The organism is Blautia marasmi (genome assembly GCF_900258535.1).
Lineage (GTDB): Bacteria > Bacillota > Clostridia > Lachnospirales > Lachnospiraceae > Blautia > Blautia hominis.
Map to the genome: position 1 here is coordinate 4,397,154 of NZ_OIWX01000001.1, position 22,270 is coordinate 4,419,423.

The 22,270-nt window shown below is 47.2% G+C and carries 19 protein-coding genes, 1 pseudogene and 1 riboswitch; of the genes and pseudogenes, 16 read left to right on the forward strand and 4 right to left on the reverse strand.

Features of this window, described 5'->3' with window-relative positions:
- Positions 1–2 precede the first annotated feature (2 nt).
- Positions 3–869: an AraC family transcriptional regulator gene (locus C6P39_RS19080; RefSeq protein ID WP_104804850.1), complete on the reverse strand. Its 867-nt coding sequence runs from the start codon at positions 867–869 to the stop codon at positions 3–5.
- Between the two features lie 519 nt (positions 870–1,388).
- On the opposite strand from C6P39_RS19080, the gene C6P39_RS19085 reads away from it, so the two are divergent.
- From C6P39_RS19085 to C6P39_RS19150, 14 genes are all read left to right on the forward strand, one after another.
- Entirely contained in the window at positions 1,389–2,429 is a 1,041-nt protein-coding gene (locus tag C6P39_RS19085; RefSeq protein WP_104804851.1) for a CapA family protein, read from the forward strand.
- 46 nt (positions 2,430–2,475) lie between these two features.
- Positions 2,476–3,132 (forward strand): hypothetical protein, encoded by a 657-nt coding sequence (locus C6P39_RS19090; RefSeq protein WP_095170581.1) that lies wholly within the window; start codon positions 2,476–2,478, stop codon positions 3,130–3,132.
- 232 nt (positions 3,133–3,364) lie between these two features.
- On the forward strand, positions 3,365–4,039 hold the full coding sequence (locus C6P39_RS19095; protein ID WP_095170579.1) for a response regulator transcription factor: 675 nt from the start codon (positions 3,365–3,367) through the stop codon (positions 4,037–4,039).
- Between the two features lie 17 nt (positions 4,040–4,056).
- Entirely contained in the window at positions 4,057–5,430 is a 1,374-nt protein-coding gene (locus C6P39_RS19100; RefSeq protein ID WP_104804852.1) for a sensor histidine kinase, read from the forward strand.
- 119 nt (positions 5,431–5,549) lie between these two features.
- Entirely contained in the window at positions 5,550–6,287 is a 738-nt protein-coding gene (locus C6P39_RS19105) for a polyphosphate polymerase domain-containing protein (RefSeq protein WP_104804853.1), read from the forward strand.
- Positions 6,280–6,969, forward strand: coding sequence for a DUF4956 domain-containing protein (locus C6P39_RS19110; protein ID WP_095170573.1), 690 nt, complete (start codon positions 6,280–6,282; stop codon positions 6,967–6,969). Before C6P39_RS19105 ends, C6P39_RS19110 begins: the two co-directional genes overlap by 8 nt.
- Before the next feature lie 5 nt (positions 6,970–6,974).
- Positions 6,975–8,831, forward strand: a complete 1,857-nt coding sequence (locus C6P39_RS19115; RefSeq protein WP_104804854.1) for a carbohydrate-binding domain-containing protein — start codon at positions 6,975–6,977, stop codon at positions 8,829–8,831.
- 121 nt (positions 8,832–8,952) lie between these two features.
- Complete coding sequence (gene cysK, locus C6P39_RS19120) at positions 8,953–9,891, forward strand: cysteine synthase A (protein WP_104804855.1); 939 nt, start codon at positions 8,953–8,955, stop codon at positions 9,889–9,891.
- 81 nt (positions 9,892–9,972) lie between these two features.
- Positions 9,973–11,280, forward strand: coding sequence for an O-acetylhomoserine aminocarboxypropyltransferase/cysteine synthase family protein (locus tag C6P39_RS19125; RefSeq protein ID WP_104804856.1), 1,308 nt, complete (start codon positions 9,973–9,975; stop codon positions 11,278–11,280).
- A gap of 67 nt (positions 11,281–11,347) precedes the next feature.
- Complete coding sequence (locus tag C6P39_RS19130; protein WP_095170565.1) at positions 11,348–11,782, forward strand: RrF2 family transcriptional regulator; 435 nt, start codon at positions 11,348–11,350, stop codon at positions 11,780–11,782.
- A 186-nt stretch (positions 11,783–11,968) separates the two neighbouring features.
- Positions 11,969–12,847 carry a helix-turn-helix domain-containing protein gene (locus tag C6P39_RS19135; RefSeq protein WP_104804857.1) on the forward strand — a complete coding sequence of 293 codons (879 nt, stop codon included), beginning with the start codon at positions 11,969–11,971 and terminating at the stop codon, positions 12,845–12,847.
- 464 nt (positions 12,848–13,311) lie between these two features.
- The gene (locus C6P39_RS19140) at positions 13,312–13,668 is read left to right on the forward strand and encodes a DUF2089 domain-containing protein (protein ID WP_065542492.1); all 357 of its coding nucleotides are present in this window, start codon (positions 13,312–13,314) and stop codon (positions 13,666–13,668) included.
- Positions 13,669–13,708: 40 nt separating this feature from the next.
- Positions 13,709–14,113 carry an SHOCT-like domain-containing protein gene (locus tag C6P39_RS19145; protein WP_095170558.1) on the forward strand — a complete coding sequence of 135 codons (405 nt, stop codon included), beginning with the start codon at positions 13,709–13,711 and terminating at the stop codon, positions 14,111–14,113.
- Positions 14,114–14,128: 15 nt separating this feature from the next.
- A complete protein-coding gene (locus tag C6P39_RS19150) occupies positions 14,129–14,392 on the forward strand; it encodes a hypothetical protein (protein WP_095170556.1) in 264 nt (87 codons plus the stop codon).
- Between the two features lie 44 nt (positions 14,393–14,436).
- Here the strand turns inward: C6P39_RS19150 and C6P39_RS19155 are convergent, their stop codons facing one another.
- Positions 14,437–15,033: a cytidylate kinase-like family protein gene (locus C6P39_RS19155; protein ID WP_095170553.1), complete on the reverse strand. Its 597-nt coding sequence runs from the start codon at positions 15,031–15,033 to the stop codon at positions 14,437–14,439.
- A 347-nt stretch (positions 15,034–15,380) separates the two neighbouring features.
- A riboswitch (Lysine riboswitch) is annotated at positions 15,381–15,550 on the forward strand.
- A gap of 134 nt (positions 15,551–15,684) precedes the next feature.
- Here C6P39_RS19155 and C6P39_RS19160 point away from each other — a divergent pair.
- Positions 15,685–17,298 (forward strand): Na+/H+ antiporter NhaC family protein, encoded by a 1,614-nt coding sequence (locus C6P39_RS19160; protein ID WP_104805990.1) that lies wholly within the window; start codon positions 15,685–15,687, stop codon positions 17,296–17,298.
- A 299-nt stretch (positions 17,299–17,597) separates the two neighbouring features.
- Positions 17,598–19,766 (forward strand): 1,3-beta-galactosyl-N-acetylhexosamine phosphorylase, encoded by a 2,169-nt coding sequence (gene gnpA / locus C6P39_RS19165; RefSeq protein WP_207657140.1) that lies wholly within the window; start codon positions 17,598–17,600, stop codon positions 19,764–19,766.
- Between the two features lie 665 nt (positions 19,767–20,431).
- Here the strand turns inward: gnpA and C6P39_RS19175 are convergent.
- Positions 20,432–20,866: pseudogene (locus C6P39_RS19175) on the reverse strand (ABC transporter substrate-binding protein); the annotation flags it as partial.
- Between the two features lie 21 nt (positions 20,867–20,887).
- Positions 20,888–22,246, reverse strand: a complete 1,359-nt coding sequence (locus tag C6P39_RS19180; RefSeq protein ID WP_104804859.1) for a recombinase family protein — start codon at positions 22,244–22,246, stop codon at positions 20,888–20,890.
- Between the last annotated feature and the right edge of the window lie 24 nt (positions 22,247–22,270).

Below are 22,270 nucleotides of genomic sequence, written 5' to 3' on the forward strand. Positions count from 1 at the left end.
AATCAATGCTCCTTATTCTGTGCTATTGCGATCCATACCTGAAAGTGGCCGTTTTCCGGCTGCTTTTCATATATGGGATAGACTTCTACATCCGGCAGATATGCATAATCATATCCGGAGAAGGGCAGCCATTCTGTCACAAACCGGCGGAATATTTCCTGCACCTGCTGTTTCAGGCTTCCGTCGCTCTCAAAGACTACCCATGTGGCAGCCGGTATGGTGTATGCAAACATCCCCTCAGGCACCGGGCCTTCTGTCTGGGCGGCTATATAATAGAAGATATGCAGCGGGTCCTGATAAATACTGACACCCAGTATAGTTCCGGGTTTCTGGTCAGAGAGGGAACAGATTTCCCTGAACTTTGGGCTTTCCATGGTTTGTTTCCAGAAAGAAGGGATAACCTCCATGTTTTTCTCCATGTTTTCTGTCAGTGGGATGCGTATGCCTGCAATGCGCATGGATTCTTTTTGTTCGATGCGGTAAGTCATAGGTGTTTCTCCCGTTACAGTGACGGAAAAACTGACAGCGGGATATGCATTCAGAACACATCCTTCATTTCTAGCGGCTGTGGGAGGAATCCCGTGTACACTTTGAAAGGCACGGTTGAATGAGGTAGGGGAAGTATAGCCGTACTTCAGGGCAATGTCCAGAACCTTCCGGTTTGTGCGCTGCAGTTCAAAAGCAGCCTGTGTCATTTTTCGTTTTCTGATGTAATCAGACAGGGGGATCCCTGCCACATAAGAAAACATGCGCTGGAAATAATAGGTGGAGCAGCAGGCAATCTCTGCTGCCTTGTCATAGGAAATCTCCTTGTCCAGATTCTCTTCAATATACGCGATGGCATTACTTAATTTTGTTAACCATTCCATTGTTTTGCCTCCTTGCTTACAGCATATCTTATAAAAATAGTATAATCCTCTCTTTTGGTGCCCTGTTTTGTAAAGGAAAGCTCCGTTCTCATGTCCGGTTTAGGATTACAACACCAAACGTTTATACGGATATGGGTTACGCTCACACTATTATCATGCAAAATGATATATTGTCTGATAATATACGGATAAGTGCTCAGGCCATACGGTCTGCCGGAATGTTACACACCTGTAACGCATTCTGTCATAGATTACATTCGGAACCGGGCATAAACAGCGGAAAGAGGATGGAAATTTTACATTTGTGGTATATGACATGTTAAGAATTTATTTTTTATTGTACACAAAAATGCAAAGATAGTCACAAACTTTGTCATTTCATTAAAAAAATAGTCACTGGTTTGTACAAGTAAAGTCGTTCAAACTTAAAATAAGATAGCTTATATTAGTAACAACTTTTCTATATAATACCAAACATGGACAGCAAATCCAGTTATTTGCTGTGAAAGAGGGGCTATTATGGATAAAAAGATCAGAAGGAACCGGATAAGGCGTGCCCGGCAGGTCAGGCGTATCAAGAAGAGACTTACATCAGGTGTGCTCCTGCTGGCAGCGCTGCTTTTCATTTTCCTGTTTTTTGTGCCAAAGGTATCTGCAAAGAGAGAATTAAAAGCACAGGCAGCCCGGGAACAGGAACTGGAATCTAAGATGACAAAGGTTACCATTGGAGCTGTCGGTACCTGTATCTTTGGCGACGAGCGGGGGACAGGGGAAAAGGGAAGTTTCCTGGAAGCATACAAAAAGGAAGATGATCCGGCTTACTTTTTTCAGAAGGTGAAAAAAGAGCTGGATAAAGCCGATGTAAATGTTGCGAATTTTATCGGAGATATGTCAGATGAGACCGCAGCAGGCAGGAAGCACCCCATTAAGGGACAGAAAGAATATGCAGATATTTTCAAAGCGGGTTCTATTGATTTAGTGAACCTGGCTAATGACAGAACAAAGGACTACGGACAGGACGGCTATTACGATACAGCCATTGCATTGAACGAAGCGGGAGTGGGAGCATTTGGACATGACCGGGTTTCTTTTAAAAATGTAAATGGAATTCAAATTGGCTTCATCGGCATTGATGTGCTTGACAAATCTATGGATATGCAGGCACTGCTGGTTAAGAATATACAGCTGGCAAAGGGCGCAGGCGCACACATGGTAATTGTGTGTATGAACTGGGGCAGTGAAGGGGCCCAAAAGCCCGGCAAAAGCCAGGAGGAATGGGCACACAGAGCCGTTGAAGCGGGGGCAGATCTGGTGCTGGGGTATCACCCTTCCCATGTACAGCAGGTAGAGAGATATGAGGGGAGTTATATCATATACAGCCTGGGAGTATTTTGCAATGGGGCAGATAAGAACCCTGAGGTTTGGGACAGCGTGATATACCGCCAGACATTCGGGTTTTTGGATGGAAAGCTTGCGAAGGCCTGGGAACCGGAGCAGATTCCATGCAGGATATCATCCGATTCCGGGGAAAATAATTTTCAGCCGGAATTGGGTGTTTAAAACCCGCCCCTGAAAAATCTGAAAGAACAAAGGAGAAAAAAGGGATATGAGAGCAAGAAAAATCATGGTTTTAGCAGCAGCAGCGATTTTATCTGCCAGTCTTTTGGCAGGATGCGGTGACAGCAGGGAGGAGCAAGATACAAAAACAAAGACAGAAGATACGGCAAAGAAGGACAAGGAAACAAAAAAAGAAGATACCAAGGTAATAAATCCGAAGAAGAAGACAGAAGAAGAAAAATCCGGTGAAAGCAGTACAGATTCTGATAAGAAGGACACATCTCAGGGGGAAGGCAGCAGCCAGGGCAGCGTGGAAAACCAGGAGAACGCAGAAGGCAGTGAAAGTTTGGAAAACCAGGAAAATGGGGAAAACAATGGGGATACCAGCAGTGTCATGGATGAATTTACTGATGAAAACGGGCATTATGATCCGTCAGGCGGAAGAGAAACTTATGAGACCGCAGGTTATGTCCTTAGCGTGGATGGCAATACCATGAGGATTGACGAGGAGAATACAGAAGGCCGTACTTACCAAGGGGAGGGGGAAGACAGGGCTACGGTCTATGATCTAGGCATGGCTCTTGTGGACTGTCCCGTACTTATAAAGGCAGGCCTCAGCGTGGATGTGGAGTATTATGTGGAGGACGGGGTCAATTATGCAGTCCATGTTTACAGTGACGGCGATGAAAAAGAACCCATCGGATGAGATCAATATGGAGCCATAACCGTGTGAGAGACCGGCAGCTTTTTAGCCGGTCTTTCACACGGTTCTGTTCCCGGAACTGCAGAGGACTATCTGCAGTTCCGGGGATTTTTTTAGCTTCTTTTAAGGTTTTTATGATATTATGATAATAAAACAATTTACGATCTCCTTTCCCGGATCCGTTTCATGGGGGAAAGGTGATCATCTATCTTATTGCATCCACAGGAGGGAAAACATGCGGCTACTTCTTGCAGAAGACGAAAAAGAGCTGGCAAACGCGCTGGCAGCAGTGTTGAAGCACAACAATTATTCCATAGATGTGGTCTATAACGGGGCAGATGCCTATGACTGGGCCCAGGCGGCTGCGTATGACGGTATGATCCTGGATATCATGATGCCCAGGATGAGCGGCCTTGAAGTGCTGGAAGCGCTGAGAAAGCAGGGCTGTACTGTGCCTATCCTGCTTCTCACTGCAAAGGGGGAGATTGAAGACCGGGTCACAGGACTTGATCTGGGAGCGGACGATTATCTTCCAAAACCTTTTGCCATGAAAGAACTGCTTGCCAGGATCAGGGCCATGACCAGGAGAAAGTCAGAGTTCTCAGCAAATGTGCTGGATTTCCATGAGTTGACCCTGAACCGGGAGAATTTTGAACTGGGCTATAAAAGCCAGTCTCTCCGTTTGGGAAATAAGGAGTTTCAGATGATGGAAATGCTCATGAGGAATTCCAATCAGTTTATCTCAGCAGAGCAGTTCATGGAAAAGATATGGGGATTTGAAGCGGAGGCCGAGGTGAGTGTGGTATGGGTCTATCTCTCCTATTTGCGAAAGAAACTCCAGAGTCTGGGTGCACCTGTGGAAATCAAGGCAGCCAGGGGAATCGGGTATAAACTGGAGAAAAAAGCCTGAGCCGGAAAGGTGTGCATATGATAAAAAAACTACAGAGGAAGTTTGTCATGATAACCATGATCTCCCTGCTCGCTGTGCTTCTGCTTGTGGTAGGGGGGATCAATGGGCTGAATATTTACCAGACCAACGGCAAGTCCAATATCCTTCTGGATATGCTGGTTCAAAACGGCGGGAGTTTTCCAAAGCAATGGGATAAGGGCAGCCATCCTCCCGAACCCGGTGAGGAGACAAGGCCAAAGGATGGGGAAGACAAGTCTGAGGAACCGCTAAGTCCCGGGGAACCGCCGGCTTCGCAGGAGGGCGATGGTATACGCGGACGGGGCGGGCTGTTTAGCTACCGGATGTCAGAGGAGACGCCTTTTGAGACCCGGTACTTTTCCGTGACCATTCCAAAAGAACTGACAGATTCCGGTGAAACAGTGCCTGTCTCACAGATGCAGGTGGATTTGACGCATGTGGCTGCAGTTACAGAGGAGGAGGTGGCTGCATTTGCCAATGAGGTTTTGGAAAAGGGCAGGGAAAAGGGCTACTGCGGCCAATACAAATACCAGAAGACTGTGAAGGAGGACGGACAGACGCTTCTGGTGTTTGTAGACTGCGGCAATGATTTGCAGTCTATCCGGAACTTCGCGGGAATATCTTTGCTCGTGGCATTTCTCTGCCTGGTGCTGGTACTGTTTTTTGTAAGTGTGTTCTCCAGAAGGGCAATCAGACCGGTGATCGAGAGTATGGAAAAGCAGAGACAGTTCATAACGGACGCAGGTCATGAGATCAAGACCCCCATTGCCATCATCTCTGCCAATGCAGAGGTGATCGAAATGTGTGAGGGGGAGAGTGAATGGACCAGGAGCATCCGAAACCAGGTGGAGCGTCTGGGAGAGCTGGTGAAAAATCTGCTTACGCTGTCACGGCTGGATGAAATGCAGGAGAGGCTTCAGACCGCAGATTTTTCCTGCTCCGAGACGGTAAAAGAGTGTGTGGATGCTTTTGCTCCCATGGCGCAGGCAAAAGGGCTGCAGATGCAGAAGCAGATACCTCAAGGACTTTATATGAACGGATGTGAATCCAATATCCGGCAGTTCGTGACGATCCTTATGGATAACGCAGTCAAATATGCCCCGGATGGAGGATGTATCCGTATAACCCTGGAGAAAAAAGAGCGAACCCTGGAGCTTTCTGTCTACAACGATTGTGAGGAGATTCCGGACGGAGATCTGAACAGGCTTTTTGACAGGTTCTACCGGGCCGACAGTTCCCGCTCCAGAAAGACAGGGGGATACGGAATCGGACTGTCGGTGGCTCATGCCATTGTAAAAGCACATAGGGGAAAGATCACCGCCAGGGCAAAGGATTCGGGTATCTGCTTCACGGCAAGGCTCCCATTGAAATAGACGGCTGCTTTAAGGCAGACAGCAGAAAAAAAATTGCTGTCTGTCTTTTTAAGTTGATTTAAGGTTGAAGCGCTATACTGAGGCAGAAGTAAAAAATAAGTAAACCAAGGAGGAACATCATGGGCAGTTATCAGATGACATTTAAGCGCTACGAGAAGAAATACCTGCTGGACGACAGTCAATATAAAGAATTTGTAAAAAGGACAAGCGGGAGGCTTATCCCGGATCAATATGGGACAACCACCATATGCAATATTTATTTTGATACACCGGATGCCCGGCTTATCCGTGCATCCCTGGACAAGCCGGTCTATAAGGAAAAGCTCCGGCTTCGCAGTTATGGAACACCGAAAAAGGACGGGCCTGTATTTCTGGAACTGAAGAAGAAATATAAGGGTATTGTATACAAGCGGCGGGAGAGTATGGTGCTTTCCGAGGCTGAGAGATATCTCCTGCGACGTGAGATGCCGGGGGTAGAGACACAGGTTCTGCGGGAAATTGACTGGTTTTTACAGTATTATAAAGATATCAGGCCGGCCATGTACATCGCTTACGACAGGATAGCTGCCTATGATATGGAGGAGCCGGAACTCAGAGTGACATTTGACTGGGATATCCGGTTTCGGAGCCGGGAACTGGATTTGAGAAAGGGCGCATGGGGCCGGCAGATACTGGAGGAGGGGCAGCAGCTTATGGAAATCAAAATTCCAGGGGCCATGCCTGTATGGCTTTCGGAACTTCTGGACCAGCTTCACATTTATCCCATATCGTTTTCCAAATACGGAAAGGCATACCAGCTTCAAAATGTCCGGCATACAAGGGAAGGAAAACGGGAAGGAGGGAAATATTGTGCTTAATACCTGGTTTCAGTCAATTTTGGTGAACGAGACAGCAGCCACATTTTCCCTGGGGACTTTTCTGGCATGTACAGCGGCCTCCCTGGTTTTGGGGATCGCGATCGCAGGGATTTACATGTACCGCAATACATATACAAAGGGATTTGTTGTAACTCTGGCGCTGATGCCTGCCATTGTGCAGATGGTGATCATGCTGGTGAATGGGAATCTGGGCACCGGTGTGGCGGTGATGGGGGCATTTTCCCTAGTCAGGTTCCGTTCTGTGCCCGGAACGGCCAAAGAGATCAGCAGTATTTTCCTGGCTATGGCTGTGGGGCTGGCTACGGGCATGGGATATATCGGTATTGCGGCACTTTTTGTGGTGGTGATCGGCGCAGTCAACACCATTTTTACAGTCAGCAGGTTTGGGGAGAAACATACGCAGGAGAGAGCACTGCGTATTACGATTCCGGAATCTCTGGATTACACGGAGGTGTTTGATGAGATCTTTGAAAAATATTTGAAGAGATGGGAACTGATCCAGGTAAAGACCACCAATATGGGCAGCCTGTTCCGTCTGGAGTACCAGGTTGTGCTGAAAGAGCAGAAAGACGAGAAGAGGCTGATAGATGCCCTTCGCTGCCGAAATGGAAACCTGGAGATATTAAGCAGCAGGGCTGCGATTGTCAGAGAGGAGCTGTGAGACAGATGTATAATAAAAAAACAGCGGCAGCAGTGCTTCTGGGTATTCTGCTGTCGGCGGGCAGCCTTTGGGGATGCGGAAATGAACAGGCAGACAGCCGGGAGACCGATAAAACGGTATCCGATACGGCAGCCGGCGGCAGAGGCGGTATGATGGGGGGAACCGGCAGCACGGAAGGCGTGGACCGGGATCTGGAGCTGACAGGATCAGAGGTAGATACGGAATTTACCGAACGCGATCGAGATGGCACTTATGCGGCGGATGCGGTGAGTGAGATAACCCTGAATGGAGATACCATTCAGTCAGAGAGCGGCAGTGCAGAGGTCTCCGGCAGCACGATCACCATTAGCGGGGAAGGTATCTACCGTATTACCGGGGAACTCCGTGACGGACAGATCGTGGTAGATGCAGGGGACAGTGACAAAGTGCAGATCGTTCTTGACGGAGCGGAAATCCACTGTGAGACAAGCGCTGCTGTTTATGTAAAAAACGCGGACAAAGTATTTCTCACGCTGGCAGAGGGAAGTCAGAACAGTCTGAGCGGAGGAAATACCTATACACAGACAGATGACAACACAGTAGACGGGGTAGTCTTTTCCAAGGATGACCTTACCGTAAATGGCAGCGGGGCTTTGAAAGTGACTGCCTCTTATAAACATGGCATGGTATCAAAAAATGATCTGGTCATTACAGGCGGAGAGATTACAGTCAATGCCGCGGAACACTGCATGACCGGAAAAGACTGCATAAAAATATGGGACGGCACATTCAGCCTCACATCCCAGGGCAAGGGAATGAAAGCAGAAAATACGGAGGAGACGGAAAAAGGCAATATCTATATTGCAGGCGGTACCTTTGTTCTTAATACAGAAGATGATGCCCTGCATACCGGCGGGAGCATTGTGATAGACGGCGGCAGTTTTACGGTGGACTCAGGGGATGATGCCTTTCATGCGGATCTGGATGTTGTGGTGAACGATGGAGTGATTGCTGTAAACTCCTGTTATGAAGGACTGGAAGGCCGCAGAGTGGTGGTAAACGGCGGCGAGACCAGTCTGACAGCCAGTGATGACGGGGTAAATGCGGCAAAGGCCAAGACGGAAGAGGAGGAGGCAGACGTGCCCGGCGGCAGCGGGGATGGAAGCATGGAGAATGATACGGAAGCCTACATTAAGATCACAGGGGGAACTCTGGAAGTGGACGCTGAGGGGGACGGTCTTGATTCTAACGGCAGTCTCTTTCTGTCAGGGGGAACCGTATATGTAAACGGCCCTGTGTCCGACGGTGATGGTGCTCTTGACTATAACGGAGGCGCGGATATCACAGGTGGAACCATCATAGCCGTGGGAAGTTCCGGTATGGCACAGGGATTCAGTGATTCCTCCACCCAGTGTTCTATTCTGCAAAATCTCACAGAGTCCCAGGAGGCACAGTCTGCGATTATCTTAAAAAATGCAGACGGCAATGAGCTGTTAAACTGGGCGCCTGAGAAAAATTATTCTTCTGTGCTGATCAGCTGTCCGGAAATGAATGAGGGGGAGACATATACCCTTACTGCCGGAAACGAAAGTAATGAGCTGACCCTGGAAGCCGTAGTCACGTCCAATGGCGCAGCAGGAGGTATGGGACGAATGGACGGCGGCATGAAAGGAAATAGGAAGAATGGCCAAAATCCGGGTAATGCGGATGGAGAGATGCCGGAGGGAATGGAACCACCGGATGGAGAGATGCCGGAGGGAACGGAGCCTCCGGAAGGAGAGATGCCGGAGGGAATGGAGCCACCGGAAGGAGAGATGCCGGAGGGAATGGAACTACCGGAAGGAGAGATGCCGGAAGGAATGGATCCGCCGGATGAAATTTAGCAAGATCCCAGATTGTATCTGAAAAAAAATCAGGCAATCTGGGATTTTTTTCTTGACAGACGGGACAGATGCGGTTATAATTCCTATTAATTCGATAGGAAATATATGAAAGGAGAAAATGATGAGCAGAGATCATATTTATAGAAGCGCAGCAGAGCTGGTTGGGGGCACTCCCTTGATGGAAATGCAGAATATGGAAAAGGAGGAGGGGCTGAACGCGTCAGTTCTGGCAAAGCTGGAATATCTGAATCCGGCGGGAAGTGTGAAAGACAGGATTGCCAAAAATATGCTGGATACTGCGGAGGAGGCCGGGCTGGTCGGTCCGGGTACGGTGCTGATAGAACCAACATCCGGCAACACAGGCATAGGCCTTGCATCCATGGCCGCAGCCAGGGGATACCGCCTGATCCTTACAATGCCGGAGACTATGAGCGTGGAGCGCAGGAATATACTGAAAGCCTATGGTGCGGAGCTGGTGCTGACGGAGGGAAGTAAGGGCATGAATGGGGCCATAGCAAAAGCGGAGGAACTTAGCCGTCAAATCCCCGGCAGCTTCATTCCGGGCCAGTTTGAAAATGCCTCCAATCCGGAAATGCACAGAAAGACCACAGGACCTGAAATCTGGAACGACACGGAGGGCACCGTGGATGTCTTTGTTTCAGGGGTTGGCACAGGCGGAACCATCACAGGTACCGGAGAGTATCTGAAATCAAAAAATCCGGCTGTTAAAGTGGTGGCAGTAGAGCCAACAGATTCACCGGTCCTCTCAGGCGGCAGGCCGGGGCCTCACAAGATCCAGGGCATCGGGGCAGGCTTTATCCCAACGGTGCTGAACACAGAGATATACGATGAGATCATACAGGTGGAAAATGATGCAGCCATTGAAACCGCAAAGAAAATCGCAAAAAAAGAAGGCATTCTGGTAGGGATCTCCTCCGGTGCGGCCATGTATGCAGCTATGGAACTGGCAAAGAGAGAAGAGTATGCAGGGAAAAATATCGTTGTGCTTCTTCCGGACAGCGGAGACAGATATTATTCCACGCCATTATTCCAGAATTAAGATCCCGGAACAAAGAACAGCTTTTTGCGCCAAAGCTTAATCGGCGTTATAAAAATATCAGAAAAGGTGAGGGTGACAACTATGAAAAAAACAGAGAGAAAAGACAGAAATTTCAAATTCGAGACTTTACAGCTCCATGTGGGTCAGGAGGCTCCGGATCCGGCAACAGGTGCAAGGGCAGTACCTATTTATGCCTCCTCCTCTTATGTGTTTGATGACTGCGCACATGCGGCAGCACGTTTTGATCTGTCAAATGCGGGGAATATTTACGGAAGGCTGACAAATCCCACGCAGGATGTATTTGAACAGAGAATTGCGGCCCTGGAGGGCGGCGTGGCAGCACTGGCTGTTGCGTCGGGGGCAGCGGCTATCTCCTATACCTTCCAGAACCTGGCAAAACAGGGGGATCACATCGTCTCCGCAAAAAATATTTACGGGGGGTCTTATAACCTGCTGGAACATACCCTGCCGGACTATGGGATTGAAACCACATTTGTGGATATATTTAATAAGGAAGAAGTGGAGGGGGCCATTCGGGAGAACACGAAAGCTATTTTTATTGAGACACTTGGAAATCCCCGTTCTGAAGTGGTGGATATTGAGGCTGTTGCGCAGATCGCCCATGCCCATAAAATTCCTTTGGTGGTTGACAACACGTTTGCAACGCCTTTCCTGGTGCGCCCCATTGCATACGGGGCTGATATTGTGGTACATTCCGCCACAAAGTTTATCGGCGGCCACGGTACGGCTCTGGGCGGTGTGATCGTTGACAGCGGAAAATTCGACTGGGAGGCATCCGGAAAATTTTCTTCCCTTGTGGAACCCAATCCCAGCTACCACGGGGTAAGCTTTACAAAAGCCGCTGGTCCGGCTGCCTTTGTGACAAAGATCAGAGCCATTTTGCTGCGCGACACAGGTGCTACGCTTTCTCCCTTCCATGCATTTTTCTTCCTTCAGGGGCTGGAAACTCTGTCTCTGCGGGTAGAACGCCATGTACAGAATGCGCTGAAAGTGGTAGAATATTTACAGAAACATCCGCTGGTGGAGGAAGTTCATCATCCGTCTGTCAGCGAAGATCCCGAACAGCAGAGATTGTATAAAAAGTATTTCCCCAATGGGGGCGGTTCTATCTTTACATTTGAGGTAAAAGGAGATGCCGGGAAGACAAAAGAATTCATCGATAACCTGGAACTTTTCTCTTTGCTGGCAAATGTGGCTGATGTGAAATCCCTGGTCATTCACCCGGCTTCCACCACCCATGCCCAGCTCACCGAAGCAGAACTTGCAGAGCAGGGAATCCGTCCCAACACTGTCCGCCTGTCCATAGGTACGGAGAACATTGATGACATCCTCCAGGATTTGGAGGAGGCATTTCGTGCCATATCCTGACAGGTACAGGGGAAGCGGGGATGACAGCATCTGCCTTCGGAAAGAAAGGGATATCTGGAGGTAACTCATGAAAATATCAACAAAAGGACGTTATGCACTGCGTATGATGCTGGATATAGCCATACACGATGAGGGCGGTCCGGTGAGAGTAAAAGAAATTGCGTCAAGACAGGAAATCTCCACAAAATACCTGGAGCAGATCGTGTCTATCCTTGCCCGCGCCGGTTATGTGAAAAGCATCCGCGGGCCCCAGGGCGGTTACCGCCTGTCAAAAAAGCCGGAGGAGTATACCGTTGGTTCTATCCTTCGTTTGACAGAGGGCAGCCTGGCACCGGTGGAATGCCTGGAAGGGGAGACCAACGAATGTCCCCGTGCGGAAGCCTGCCCCACGCTTGTTCTCTGGCAGGAGCTGGACAATGCCATCAAAAGTGTGGTGGACAAATACACACTGGCAGATTTGGTAGAATGGCAGAAGCAGTGTTCCCTGAATTATATTATATAGGAAAAACAGTGATACAAAAGAAAGCTGCTGCGGCCTGCCGGTATTTGAACCATTCGGCAGGTACCGCAGCTGTTTTATGATCCAAATCCTTTTGTAAGGAAGGACAAGCGTTTTGTGGTTGGCAAAAAAGGTCGAGAGTAATATTGGAAGTTCCGGTATGATAACAATTGTAGGGAGGTGACAGAAATGACAGAGCAGATTCTGGCTGTTCAGAGAATGCAGGATTACATCGAGCAACATTTAAGTGAAAATATCACGCTGGCGAAGCTTTCGGAAGTGTCTCTGTATTCTCCCTGGTATTCATACCGCCTGTTTAAGGAGTATACCAATCTCACTCCGGCAGATTACATCCGCCGCCTGCGCCTTTCCCGGTCCGCCTTGCGCCTGCGGGATGAGAAATGCAGGATTCTGGATGTGGCACTGGATATGGGATTCGGCAGTGTGGATGGGTATCAGCGTGCTTTTTTTCGGGAATTTGGCTGTAATCCCAGAGAGTACACGGCGAAACCGGGGCCTCTGCTTCTGTTTATCCCCTACGGCGTAAAATACAGAAACCTGCGAAAGGAGCCGGAAGATATGGAAAGTGTAAAAAGTGTATTTGTTCAGATGACAGAGCGGCCAGCAAGAAAAGTGATCTTAAAGAGAGGTAAGGACGCGGAGGACTATTTTCAGTATTGCGGGGAAGTAGGGTGTGATGTGTGGGGAATCCTCACCAGTATAAAATCCATCAGCGGCGAACCTGTATGTCTATGGCTTCCGGATGCATACCGCACTTCGGGCACATCGAAATATGTGCAGGGTGTGGAAGTGGCGGCAGATTTCCAGGAGCCGGTGCCGGAGGGATTTGAATGCATAGACCTTCCGGCAGCAAAATACCTGATGTTTCGCGGAGAGCCCTTCGAGGAGGAGGGGTACTGCCAGGCGATCACGGAGGTGCAGCAGGCAATTGAAAAATACGATCCGGAAGTGATCGGCTGCTGCTGGGATAAGGAAAATCCCCGCATACAGCTTGAACCGGTAGGTCACAGGGGATATATAGAACTGCTGCCGGTGAAAGAAATCTGATGAGCCGGTGCATCCCGTTAAGTATTTCATACTGATGTTTCACGTTTCGCTGTACCCGGGTGAGAAGTGAAGCATACAGCACTCCAGAGAATTCGTTCTTTCTGTTTTCCGGAAGAACGGGTTCTCTGGATTTTTGTGTGGAAAAAACGCAGGCAGAATACGATCTTTGGTATTTTTTCGGATGTGGGACTATAGGCGGTAAAACCGGGAGTGGGAAATATCACTTTGGGCGGCAGCAGGGGGCGTGCCGGAAGAGCCGGTACATTAGAGTTGACAGCTCTGCAGATGGGTATAAAAGTGCGGATAGAGGATACATGAGGTGATATATAAAAGGAATGAATACTTAAAATTAATATATTTAACGACAAAATTAAAATAATTAATATAGATATTAAAAATATGAATATTTATATTGACATATACGAAACGTAGGTATATTATATAAAACATAAGGAGGAAAACAAATGTATAAAGTAATCAGTCAGTGCCCGGTCTGCGGCGGCCAGCTCAAAGTGATCAAATTAAAATGTGACAAGTGTGATACGGTAATTGAAAATGATTTCCGCCTGAACAAATTTGATTACCTGTCCGAACAGGAGCTTTTCTTCACCGAAACATTCATCCGCTGCCGAGGCAACATCAAAGAAGTAGAAAAAGAACTGAAAATCTCTTATCCCACAGTCCGTTCCCGTCTGGACGAGGTGATAGAGAAGCTGGGTTACAAATCGGCTCCGGCTCCGGACAATAAGAAAAAGGAAATACTGGATGCCCTGGAACGCGGGGAGATCACCCCGGAGGAAGCTTTGGAGCAAATGAAATAAAAATAAAAAAATGAAAATATCAAAATAAAAGGAGAATATCATGGAAGAACAGTTAAGGATTTTGAAAATGTTAGAGGAAGGCAAAATTACAGCAGAGCAGGCATCGGAACTTCTGGCAGCTCTGACACCACAAAAGGAGGCTGGGTCAGCTTCCTATGAAGTAGTAAAAACCGAACCGGTCAACATGGATTATGATAAAAGAATGGTACGCATTGTGGTCGACAGCAGTGAGGGGGATAAAGTCAACGTGCAGCTTCCGGTGACAGCCATCCGCCAGATCCTCAAAGTCACAGGAAAGCTTCCTGTTGTCAGTGAAAATATGCAGGGTATTGAACTCACGGAGATTCTGGATACCGTTGTGGACTGTCTGGATGCGGAGGCGATCGGTGATATTGTGAATGTGGTATCTAAAGCCGGTGATGTTGTAAAAATCTACATCGGTTAAGCAAGGGGAGAGAAGATGAGGATCATTATACGCTCCAAGGATGTACGACTTTTCATTCCGGTACCTCTGCGGCTTGCGGGATTAGCCATAGCCTGCATCCCGGAGCGTGCTGTCCGGGAAATGCAGAATGCTCTGCCTGCTCCTTACGGAAAAGATATCAACAAAAAATTTCTCCGTCAGGCCTGCCGTGAATGCTATCAGGTTCTGCGGCAGTATAAAGGCCTGGAGATCATAAACGTCACAGCGCAGGACGGAACTTATGTTTCTGTCAGGCTGTGAAAAAAGGGACATCGGTGGATGTCCCTAGTACTCGATCCGGTCATTTACATATCTCTGTAAACCGCCTCCAGCATATCCAGAATGTGCTTCTGGGAAAATTTACTGCTGTCTAAACAGAGGTCATAGTGGGTCATATCCAGCCATTTGGCATCCGTGAAGTATTCATAGTAGGAACGTCTTCTCTTATCCATTTTTTTGACCAGGGAGCGGGCGCTTCGCTCTTCCCTGCCGATACGTTCCATAATGTTTTTTACCCTGTACTCAAAGGGGGCAAAAATGAAAATACTTTTGCATTTGTTCTCCAGAATCTGGTCAGCACAGCGTCCTGCAATAATGCAGTCTCCCTTTTCTGCCAGGTCATGAATGATTTTAGACTGGGACCCAAAGAGCACGTCGTTCATGGGCTGAAAATGATACTGGGGTTCCATCTGCATGGCGTCTTTCACCGGAAGATGCCATTGGTTTGCCCGCGTTTCATCTACTTTTTTCAGTTCCTCCAGGGGAATATCATTTTCCTGGCTTGCCAGGGTGATGAGCTCTTTGTCATAAAACGGAATATCAAGTCTCTCTGCAAGTGCTTTTCCGATAAGCCTTCCATTGCTGCCATACATTCGGTTGATCGTAATGATGCGGTTAGCCATATCCATCCCTCCTTGTATAAAACTGTGGGTAACGATCGGGTGTCCGTTATCTATTATTCTTTCAATCATTATACCATATTATCTGAAAGTATTCTATATATATAGAAAATTAAAAGCAGTAATTCAGCGCGCTGCGCAGCTAAAGCATGAGACAGCCAATACCGAAATGCATTCCATCGTAGTTGGACCCTGAAAGCGAGAACTACCATAAAGGGAGAAATTAGCGGATCATAACAGATGAAACGAATTTTAGGAAGAAATGTGTCAAAAACACTTGGATTTCTGACGGGATAATGTTATGATAACATGGAAATAAAAAACGGTTTCTGACAATGTGTCAGGAACGGCAGAATGATAGAGGTGCAGGTTTCAAGAGTATTTCCGCAGAAAAGGCCGGGCGGCCGCCGGAAAGAAAGGGGAAGCTGCCGAAGGGATGGATACCTGCCCGGGTGTCTGTTTCTGGGACGCCGCATAAGATGCGTCGTACTGTCACTGGAAGTGGAGCGCTATCATCTTGGACAGAGAAAGAAATTTTGCTGCCATGAACGCGTTCCCGTAAGGGATTGCCGTTCATGGCTTTTTATTGTCCGGAATAATAGAAAGCACTGCAGTACAGGGCAGAAACCGGGAAAAGAAAGAGAGGATGTTTCTATGGGAAGCAGGAAAAGAAGATGGGTCATGTGGGTGTCCGCAGCGCTTATGGTGCTGCTGTGTGCAGTCACAGTATTTGCCGGGGAGGGCGAGACGGCATATGAACCCAAAATGTACGCGACCTTCTGGGCGCTTGTGCCGCCGGTTGTGGCGATCGCGCTGGCACTGATCACAAAGGAAGTTTATAGTTCTCTGTTTATTGGAATTCTGGTGGGAGCTTTATTTTACTCCAACTTTTCCTTTGAGGGAACGGTAACACAGATTTTTCAGGGAGGCATAATCAGCGTGCTTTCCGATGGCTACAATGTAGGGATCCTTGTATTCCTGGTCATTCTGGGCATTATGGTGTGTCTCATGAACAATGCAGGAGGTTCCGCAGCTTTTGGACGCTGGGCAGGCGAGCATATTAAGAGCCGTGTGGGCGCGCAGCTTGCCACGATCCTGCTGGGTGTGCTGATTTTTATTGACGACTATTTCAACTGTCTCACCGTGGGCAGTGTTATGCGTCCGGTGACGGACAAGCAGCAGGTTTCCAGGGCAAAGCTGGCCTATCTTATTGATGCCACGGCTGCTCCGGTCTGTATTATAGCTCCTATTTCCTCATGGGCTGCTGCAGTCAGCGGATTTGTTGAGGGGGAGGACGGGCTTTCCCTTTTTGTGCGGGCCATTCCTTATAATTTTTATGCCCTTCTTACCATTGTCATGATGGTGGGAATGGTACTGATGAAGGTAGAGTTCGGCTCCATGGCAGTGCATGAGAAGAATGCAATGCAGGGTGATCTGTATACCACTCCGGGCCGCCCTTATGCCAGTGCAGAGACGCAGAGAGAGAACATGAAGGGGAAAGTGATTGACCTTGTCATCCCTATTTTGTGTCTGGTAGTGTGTTGTGTCATCGGCATGATCTATACAGGCGGATTTTTCGACGGGGCTGGGTTTGTAGAGGCATTCTCCCAGAGTGATGCATCCGTAGGCCTTGCACTGGGCAGCTTTTTTGGTCTGGTGATCACAGTGGTCCTGTATATTGCCCGTCGGGTTCTCTCTTTCAGGGATTGTATGGCATGTATACCGGAGGGATTTAAAGCCATGGTTCCGGCCATCCTTATCCTGACCTTTGCCTGGACACTGAAAGCCATGACGGACAGTCTGGGTGCAGCAGAGTATGTGGAAGTCCTGGTGAAATCAGGAGCAAGCGGATTTATGAACCTGCTTCCTGCTATTATCTTTTTAGTTGGATGCGGTCTGGCATTTGCCACCGGTACTTCATGGGGAACCTTTGGTATCCTGATCCCCATTGTAGTTTCCGCATTTTCCAACACCAATCCGCAGCTAATGATCATTTCCATTTCTGCCTGTATGGCAGGGGCTGTATGCGGTGACCACTGCTCTCCCATATCAGACACTACAATTATGGCGTCAGCGGGAGCCCAGTGTGACCATGTAAACCATGTTTCCACGCAGCTTCCTTATGCGGTCACAGCGGCAGCGGTCAGCTTTGTATCCTACATTATTGCAGGATTTGTGCAGACTGCATGGATTGCGCTTCCTATAGCGATTCTTCTCATGCTGGTGGTGCTGGTTGTAATAAAAATACAGAACAGGCCTCTTTCCTAAGGATTGGGCAGAAACAGGTGTGCAGACCTTTTGTCAAGGTGCTGCACACCTTTTTTGTGCCGGTTTTTGGGCTGTGCGGGAAAAACTTTCGGGGTCTGGAACAGTCTGATAACTCATCTATATTGTTGGAATGGATTGTAAAAAAGCAATATATCTAATATTATGAGCAAGAAGAAGATAGACTTATGAGGAAAATTTGCGTATGCTATAAATAGTAAGACGAAAGTTCCGGCAGAGTGCGGCAGCAGTCTGCAAAGGAGAAAAAAGTTGATATTTTTACCGGATGAAAGGAGATTCTTATGAGTGAAAGAGCGGAAATGAAGGGGCGGGTTACAATTCCTACAGATGTGGATGTGGTTCCGGAGACACTGGAGCTTGTGAAACGGTGGGGCGCAGACGCTATCCGCGACTGTGACGGAACAGACTATCCTGAGGAGCTGCGCCATGTGGATGCCAAGGTTTACTCCACTTATTATACAACCAGAAAAGACAATACATGGGCAAAAGCAAACCCGGATGAGATTCAGCAGATGTATATCATGACACCTTTCTATAATGCAGCTGAAAGTGAGCTGTCCATTCATCTGATGAACCATTTGTATCCGGACATGCTCAAGGTTAATTCCAGGGATGATATCACCCGCTGGTGGGAAGTGATTGACCGTACAACCGGTGAGGTGGTTTCCCCTGAACAGTGGGAGTACAGTGACGAGACAGGGAATGTGACCATCCATGATGCCAAAGCATTCCATGATTATACAGTCAGTTTTCTGGCCTATATTATGTGGGACCCGGTACATATGTATAATGCAGTGACCAATGACTGGAAAGATGTGGAAAAGCAGATCACTTTTGATGTCCGCCAGCCAAAGACCCGCAAATTTTCCATGGAGAGGCTGCGCAAATACATACAGGACAATCCTCACATTGATGTGATTCGTTATACAACTTTTTTCCACCAGTTCACTCTGATCTTTGATGAACTGGCAAGAGAAAAATATGTGGATTGGTACGGGTATTCCGCTTCCGTAAGCCCATACATTCTGGAACAGTTTGAGGCTGAGGCGGGGTATAAATTCCGTCCGGAATACATTATTGACCAGGGCTATATGAACAATACCTACCGCATTCCGTCAAAGGAATTCCAGGATTTCCAGAGATTCCAGAGACGTGAGGTTGCCAAACTGGCGAAAGAGATGGTGGATATCACACATGAGTGCGGCAAGGAAGCCATGATGTTCTTAGGTGACCACTGGATTGGAACCGAGCCATTTATGGATGAATTCAAATCCATAGGTCTGGACGCTGTTGTGGGAAGTGTGGGAAATGGTTCTACCCTGCGTCTGATCAGTGATATTGAAGGTGTGGATTATACAGAGGGACGTTTTCTCCCCTACTTCTTCCCGGATACATTCCACGAGGGCGGTGACCCGGTGAAAGAGGCAAAAGTAAACTGGGTAACAGCCAGAAGAGCTATTTTGAGAAAACCGATCGACCGTATCGGCTACGGCGGATATCTGAAGCTGGCTATGCAGTTCCCGGATTTTATTGACTATGTGGAGAGCGTTTGCCGGGAATTCAGGACCCTGTATAACAATATCAAGGGAACCACACCGTATTGTGTAAAACGTGTAGCTGTGCTGAATAGCTGGGGCAAAATGCGTGCCTGGGGCAATCATATGGTACACCATGCCATTTACTACAAACAGAATTATTCTTATGCAGGTATTATTGAGTCACTGAGCGGCGCGCCCTTTGATGTGAGATTCATCAGTTTTGATGACATCAGAGAGAATCCGGATATCTTAAAAGATATTGACGTTATTCTCAATGTGGGCGGTGCCTACACCGCGTATTCAGGAGGCGAGAACTGGGCAGATGAGAAAATCCTTACAGCAGTGAAACGTTTTGTATATGAAGGCGGCGGATTTATCGGCGTGGGTGAGCCTACCGCCTGCCAGAGAGAGGGACGTTACTTCCAGCTCTCCGGTGTTATGGGAGTGGAGAAAGAGAACGGTTTCACTCTGAATGTGGACAAATACAACTGGGAAGAACATGAACACTTTATCACGGAGGACTGCACAGGGGAAGTAGACTTTGGCGAGGGCCAGAAGAGTATTTTTGCCCTTCCGGAAACCACCATCATCAAGCAGGTAGATAAGGAAGTACAGCTTGCTGCCAATGATTTCGGAGATGGTAGAAGTGTATATATCAGCGGCCTTCCTTACAGCTTTGAGAACAGCAGACTTCTCTACAGAGCCATCCTCTGGTCATCCCATGATGAAGAAAACCTGCATAAATGGTTCTCCTCAAATTATAACGTAGAAGTCCATGCATATGTGAAAAATGGAAAATACTGTGTGGTCAACAATACTTATGAGCCCCAGGATACAGTGGTATATAAAGGGGATGGAAGCAGCTTTGAACTGCATCTGGATGCCAATGAGATTATCTGGTATGAAATTTAATTAAAAGCCGAAGCGAAAAAGAAGAGTTCCTGTCTGCGAAGCTGCCGACAGGAACTTTTCTTTTCGTTAATCACCTTTTAATTTACGGGAAAACATGATCTTCCACAGTTTATTCCGCTTTACTCTGTGCACGATTTTACTGGTTTTGTTACAATGCTTACATGTACCCAGATACTCATATACCATCACGTCATTTCTTTTTAGGTTTAGGTGATATACTTGATTCAAACACTTTCTGCAGTACTCCAGTTCATGGATCTTTTCGTTTTTCGTCATATTTCTCCCAACTTTCTGTAATCTTAAAGGTATCTGCCGCCAGCCGTACCTTTATCATAACAGATTCAAAGAACACAGAAACAGTCGTTGGCGCAAAAAAAACTGCTTTGCGCAGAGCGGCGGAATCTCTATTATATCAACAAAGCGAAAAAGCAGCTGTTCTGTCAGTGAAGATGCTGACAGGACAACTGCTTTTTACAGCAAGAAGTTCAAAGGATTTTACATCACTTTTTATGTGTTTCAGGTATAAGAAGTGATATATTATATATGATATCAGATTAAAAACGATATTGCAAGGGGGTGGTGTGAAAAATTTGTGAGAAAACCCATGGTTCATCGGGGATAGTATTTTTGTGTGAATTGAGATATCAGATTAAAACTGATGTACCTTATTTTTTTGCGTTCTCTGCGTAATCGGTAACGACAAGGTTAGAGTAATCCACTCGGGCTTTCAATTCACCTGCACTGTCCAGAATATCCTGGAGAAGTTCAAAACTGTCTTTTTCAAAGACAAGGTTATCTTTCCAGGTATCCTGGTCTTTATAACGTTTTACAATGGTTGTGATGGTATCTAAGTCGTTTTCCTTGAACTGAGGTTTTATGATCTTGGCAATCTCCTCGGCTGTGTGGGAGTTTACATAGTCCATACCTTTTTGCATGGCATTGACAAAACCCTGAATGATCTCCGGATTTTTCTCTATAAAACTTTTTTTGGCACTGTAGGCTGTGTAAGGAACATAACCGGAATCAACGCCGCAGGAGGCCACAACATAACCGGCTCCTTCTTTTTCAAGGGCGGTGGCGCTTGGTTCAAATTCAACGGATTTTTATAAGATACTACACCTCTAAACTAAAAATTCAAACCCACAGATTTTATGGGTTTCTGGGTCAACATGTATTTCTTTGATGGTGCGTTTCCAGAATGCTTTGCGATGCTCTACATCTAATTTGTCATACAGCCGTTGCCAATCACCTGAGACGGATTTCTTGATTTCCAAATACTTTTCCAGGGGAACAGCTACCGGCTGTTCTTTTTTTAATTCCTTTTCAAGTCTCCCATATTCCTGATCATAATATGCTTCCTCAATTCGTCCTTTTTGAAACAACAGATTTAGACGATTCATTTCGGATTTAATTTTTGATACACGGTTTTGAGGATTCTTCTTCATGGCTTGCTGCTGTTGCTGGATATTAAAAATATTATTTTCCAACTGGGGTATCAGATTTGCAACCATATATTCTTCAATAACGGATTCCGTAATGCATGGAGAGCTGTGATAATCAAATTTTCTGCTACACCGATATCTTTTGTAATGACTGATGTCTCCGTTTCCAAGCTTTTGTTTTTTGGTAATACCGGATAGACACGAACCGCAATGCGGACATTTTATCAGACCGCTGAATAGATAAGGCTCCCGGGTATGAGGATAACTTTTGGCTGTAGAAATTTTGTGGATTTCCCTGTATTGGTCCGGGGTTATATAAGCGGGGTGGTATCCCTCAATGCCATCATATATGCCGGCATAGGCTTCATTGGATAAAATCCGGTTTATCTTGTATTCAGTGAGTTTCTTGTCGTCGCTGTATTTGTCTAATATATAAAAGACAGTCCGACGCTTGGAAAAACAGGAAAAGTAGTATTTAAATATCTCATCTACGATATGCTCACGCTCAGGATCCTTATGTAGCCTTTTGTCATCTCCCAGGATGTAACCATATGGAGCTGCGCCAGTCACGTGCTGGCCCTGGCGTTTTTTGTGGGCAAAGACCACTTTGATACGCTCACTGGTGCGGTCACACTCATTCTGGGCCACGGCAAGCATGATATTGATTTTAAGCTGTCCGTCTGCAGTGGATGTATCATAGTCTTCATGGACTGTCTTCCAGTTGCAGTGATGGGCCTCCAGGATAGCCTGGGTATTATGATAGTCCTTCACGTTACGAAACCAGCGGTCCAGCTTAGTTACAAGTATAAGGTCTATCTTATCTTGCTGCACATCACTAAGTAGCCGCATAAAGTCTTTGCGGTTCTGCAGCTTCTTTCTGGCGGTAATCCCCTCATCAGAGTATGTGCCCACAATTTCGTATCCATGTGACAAGGCGTATTCTTTCAGGTCCTCCATTTGGGTTTCCAGTGACAGGCCGTACTTGGCCTGCAGGTCATGGGATACACGGTCATATAATGCACAGCGTATTTTTTTCATGGTATCATCTCCTCTATATGTGTA

Coding starts and splice junctions, on each gene's coding strand:
- C6P39_RS19080 (WP_104804850.1), bottom strand. CDS start 869: ATGGAATGGTTAACAAAATTAAGTAATGCCATCGCGTATATTGAAGAG.
- C6P39_RS19085 (WP_104804851.1), top strand. CDS start 1,389: ATGGATAAAAAGATCAGAAGGAACCGGATAAGGCGTGCCCGGCAGGTC.
- C6P39_RS19090 (WP_095170581.1), top strand. CDS start 2,476: ATGAGAGCAAGAAAAATCATGGTTTTAGCAGCAGCAGCGATTTTATCT.
- C6P39_RS19095 (WP_095170579.1), top strand. CDS start 3,365: ATGCGGCTACTTCTTGCAGAAGACGAAAAAGAGCTGGCAAACGCGCTG.
- C6P39_RS19100 (WP_104804852.1), top strand. CDS start 4,057: ATGATAAAAAAACTACAGAGGAAGTTTGTCATGATAACCATGATCTCC.
- C6P39_RS19105 (WP_104804853.1), top strand. CDS start 5,550: ATGGGCAGTTATCAGATGACATTTAAGCGCTACGAGAAGAAATACCTG.
- C6P39_RS19115 (WP_104804854.1), top strand. CDS start 6,975: ATGTATAATAAAAAAACAGCGGCAGCAGTGCTTCTGGGTATTCTGCTG.
- cysK (WP_104804855.1), top strand. CDS start 8,953: ATGAGCAGAGATCATATTTATAGAAGCGCAGCAGAGCTGGTTGGGGGC.
- C6P39_RS19125 (WP_104804856.1), top strand. CDS start 9,973: ATGAAAAAAACAGAGAGAAAAGACAGAAATTTCAAATTCGAGACTTTA.
- C6P39_RS19130 (WP_095170565.1), top strand. CDS start 11,348: ATGAAAATATCAACAAAAGGACGTTATGCACTGCGTATGATGCTGGAT.
- C6P39_RS19135 (WP_104804857.1), top strand. CDS start 11,969: ATGACAGAGCAGATTCTGGCTGTTCAGAGAATGCAGGATTACATCGAG.
- C6P39_RS19140 (WP_065542492.1), top strand. CDS start 13,312: ATGTATAAAGTAATCAGTCAGTGCCCGGTCTGCGGCGGCCAGCTCAAA.
- C6P39_RS19145 (WP_095170558.1), top strand. CDS start 13,709: ATGGAAGAACAGTTAAGGATTTTGAAAATGTTAGAGGAAGGCAAAATT.
- C6P39_RS19150 (WP_095170556.1), top strand. CDS start 14,129: ATGAGGATCATTATACGCTCCAAGGATGTACGACTTTTCATTCCGGTA.
- C6P39_RS19155 (WP_095170553.1), bottom strand. CDS start 15,033: ATGGCTAACCGCATCATTACGATCAACCGAATGTATGGCAGCAATGGA.
- C6P39_RS19160 (WP_104805990.1), top strand. CDS start 15,685: ATGGGAAGCAGGAAAAGAAGATGGGTCATGTGGGTGTCCGCAGCGCTT.
- gnpA (WP_207657140.1), top strand. CDS start 17,598: ATGAGTGAAAGAGCGGAAATGAAGGGGCGGGTTACAATTCCTACAGAT.
- C6P39_RS19180 (WP_104804859.1), bottom strand. CDS start 22,246: ATGAAAAAAATACGCTGTGCATTATATGACCGTGTATCCCATGACCTG.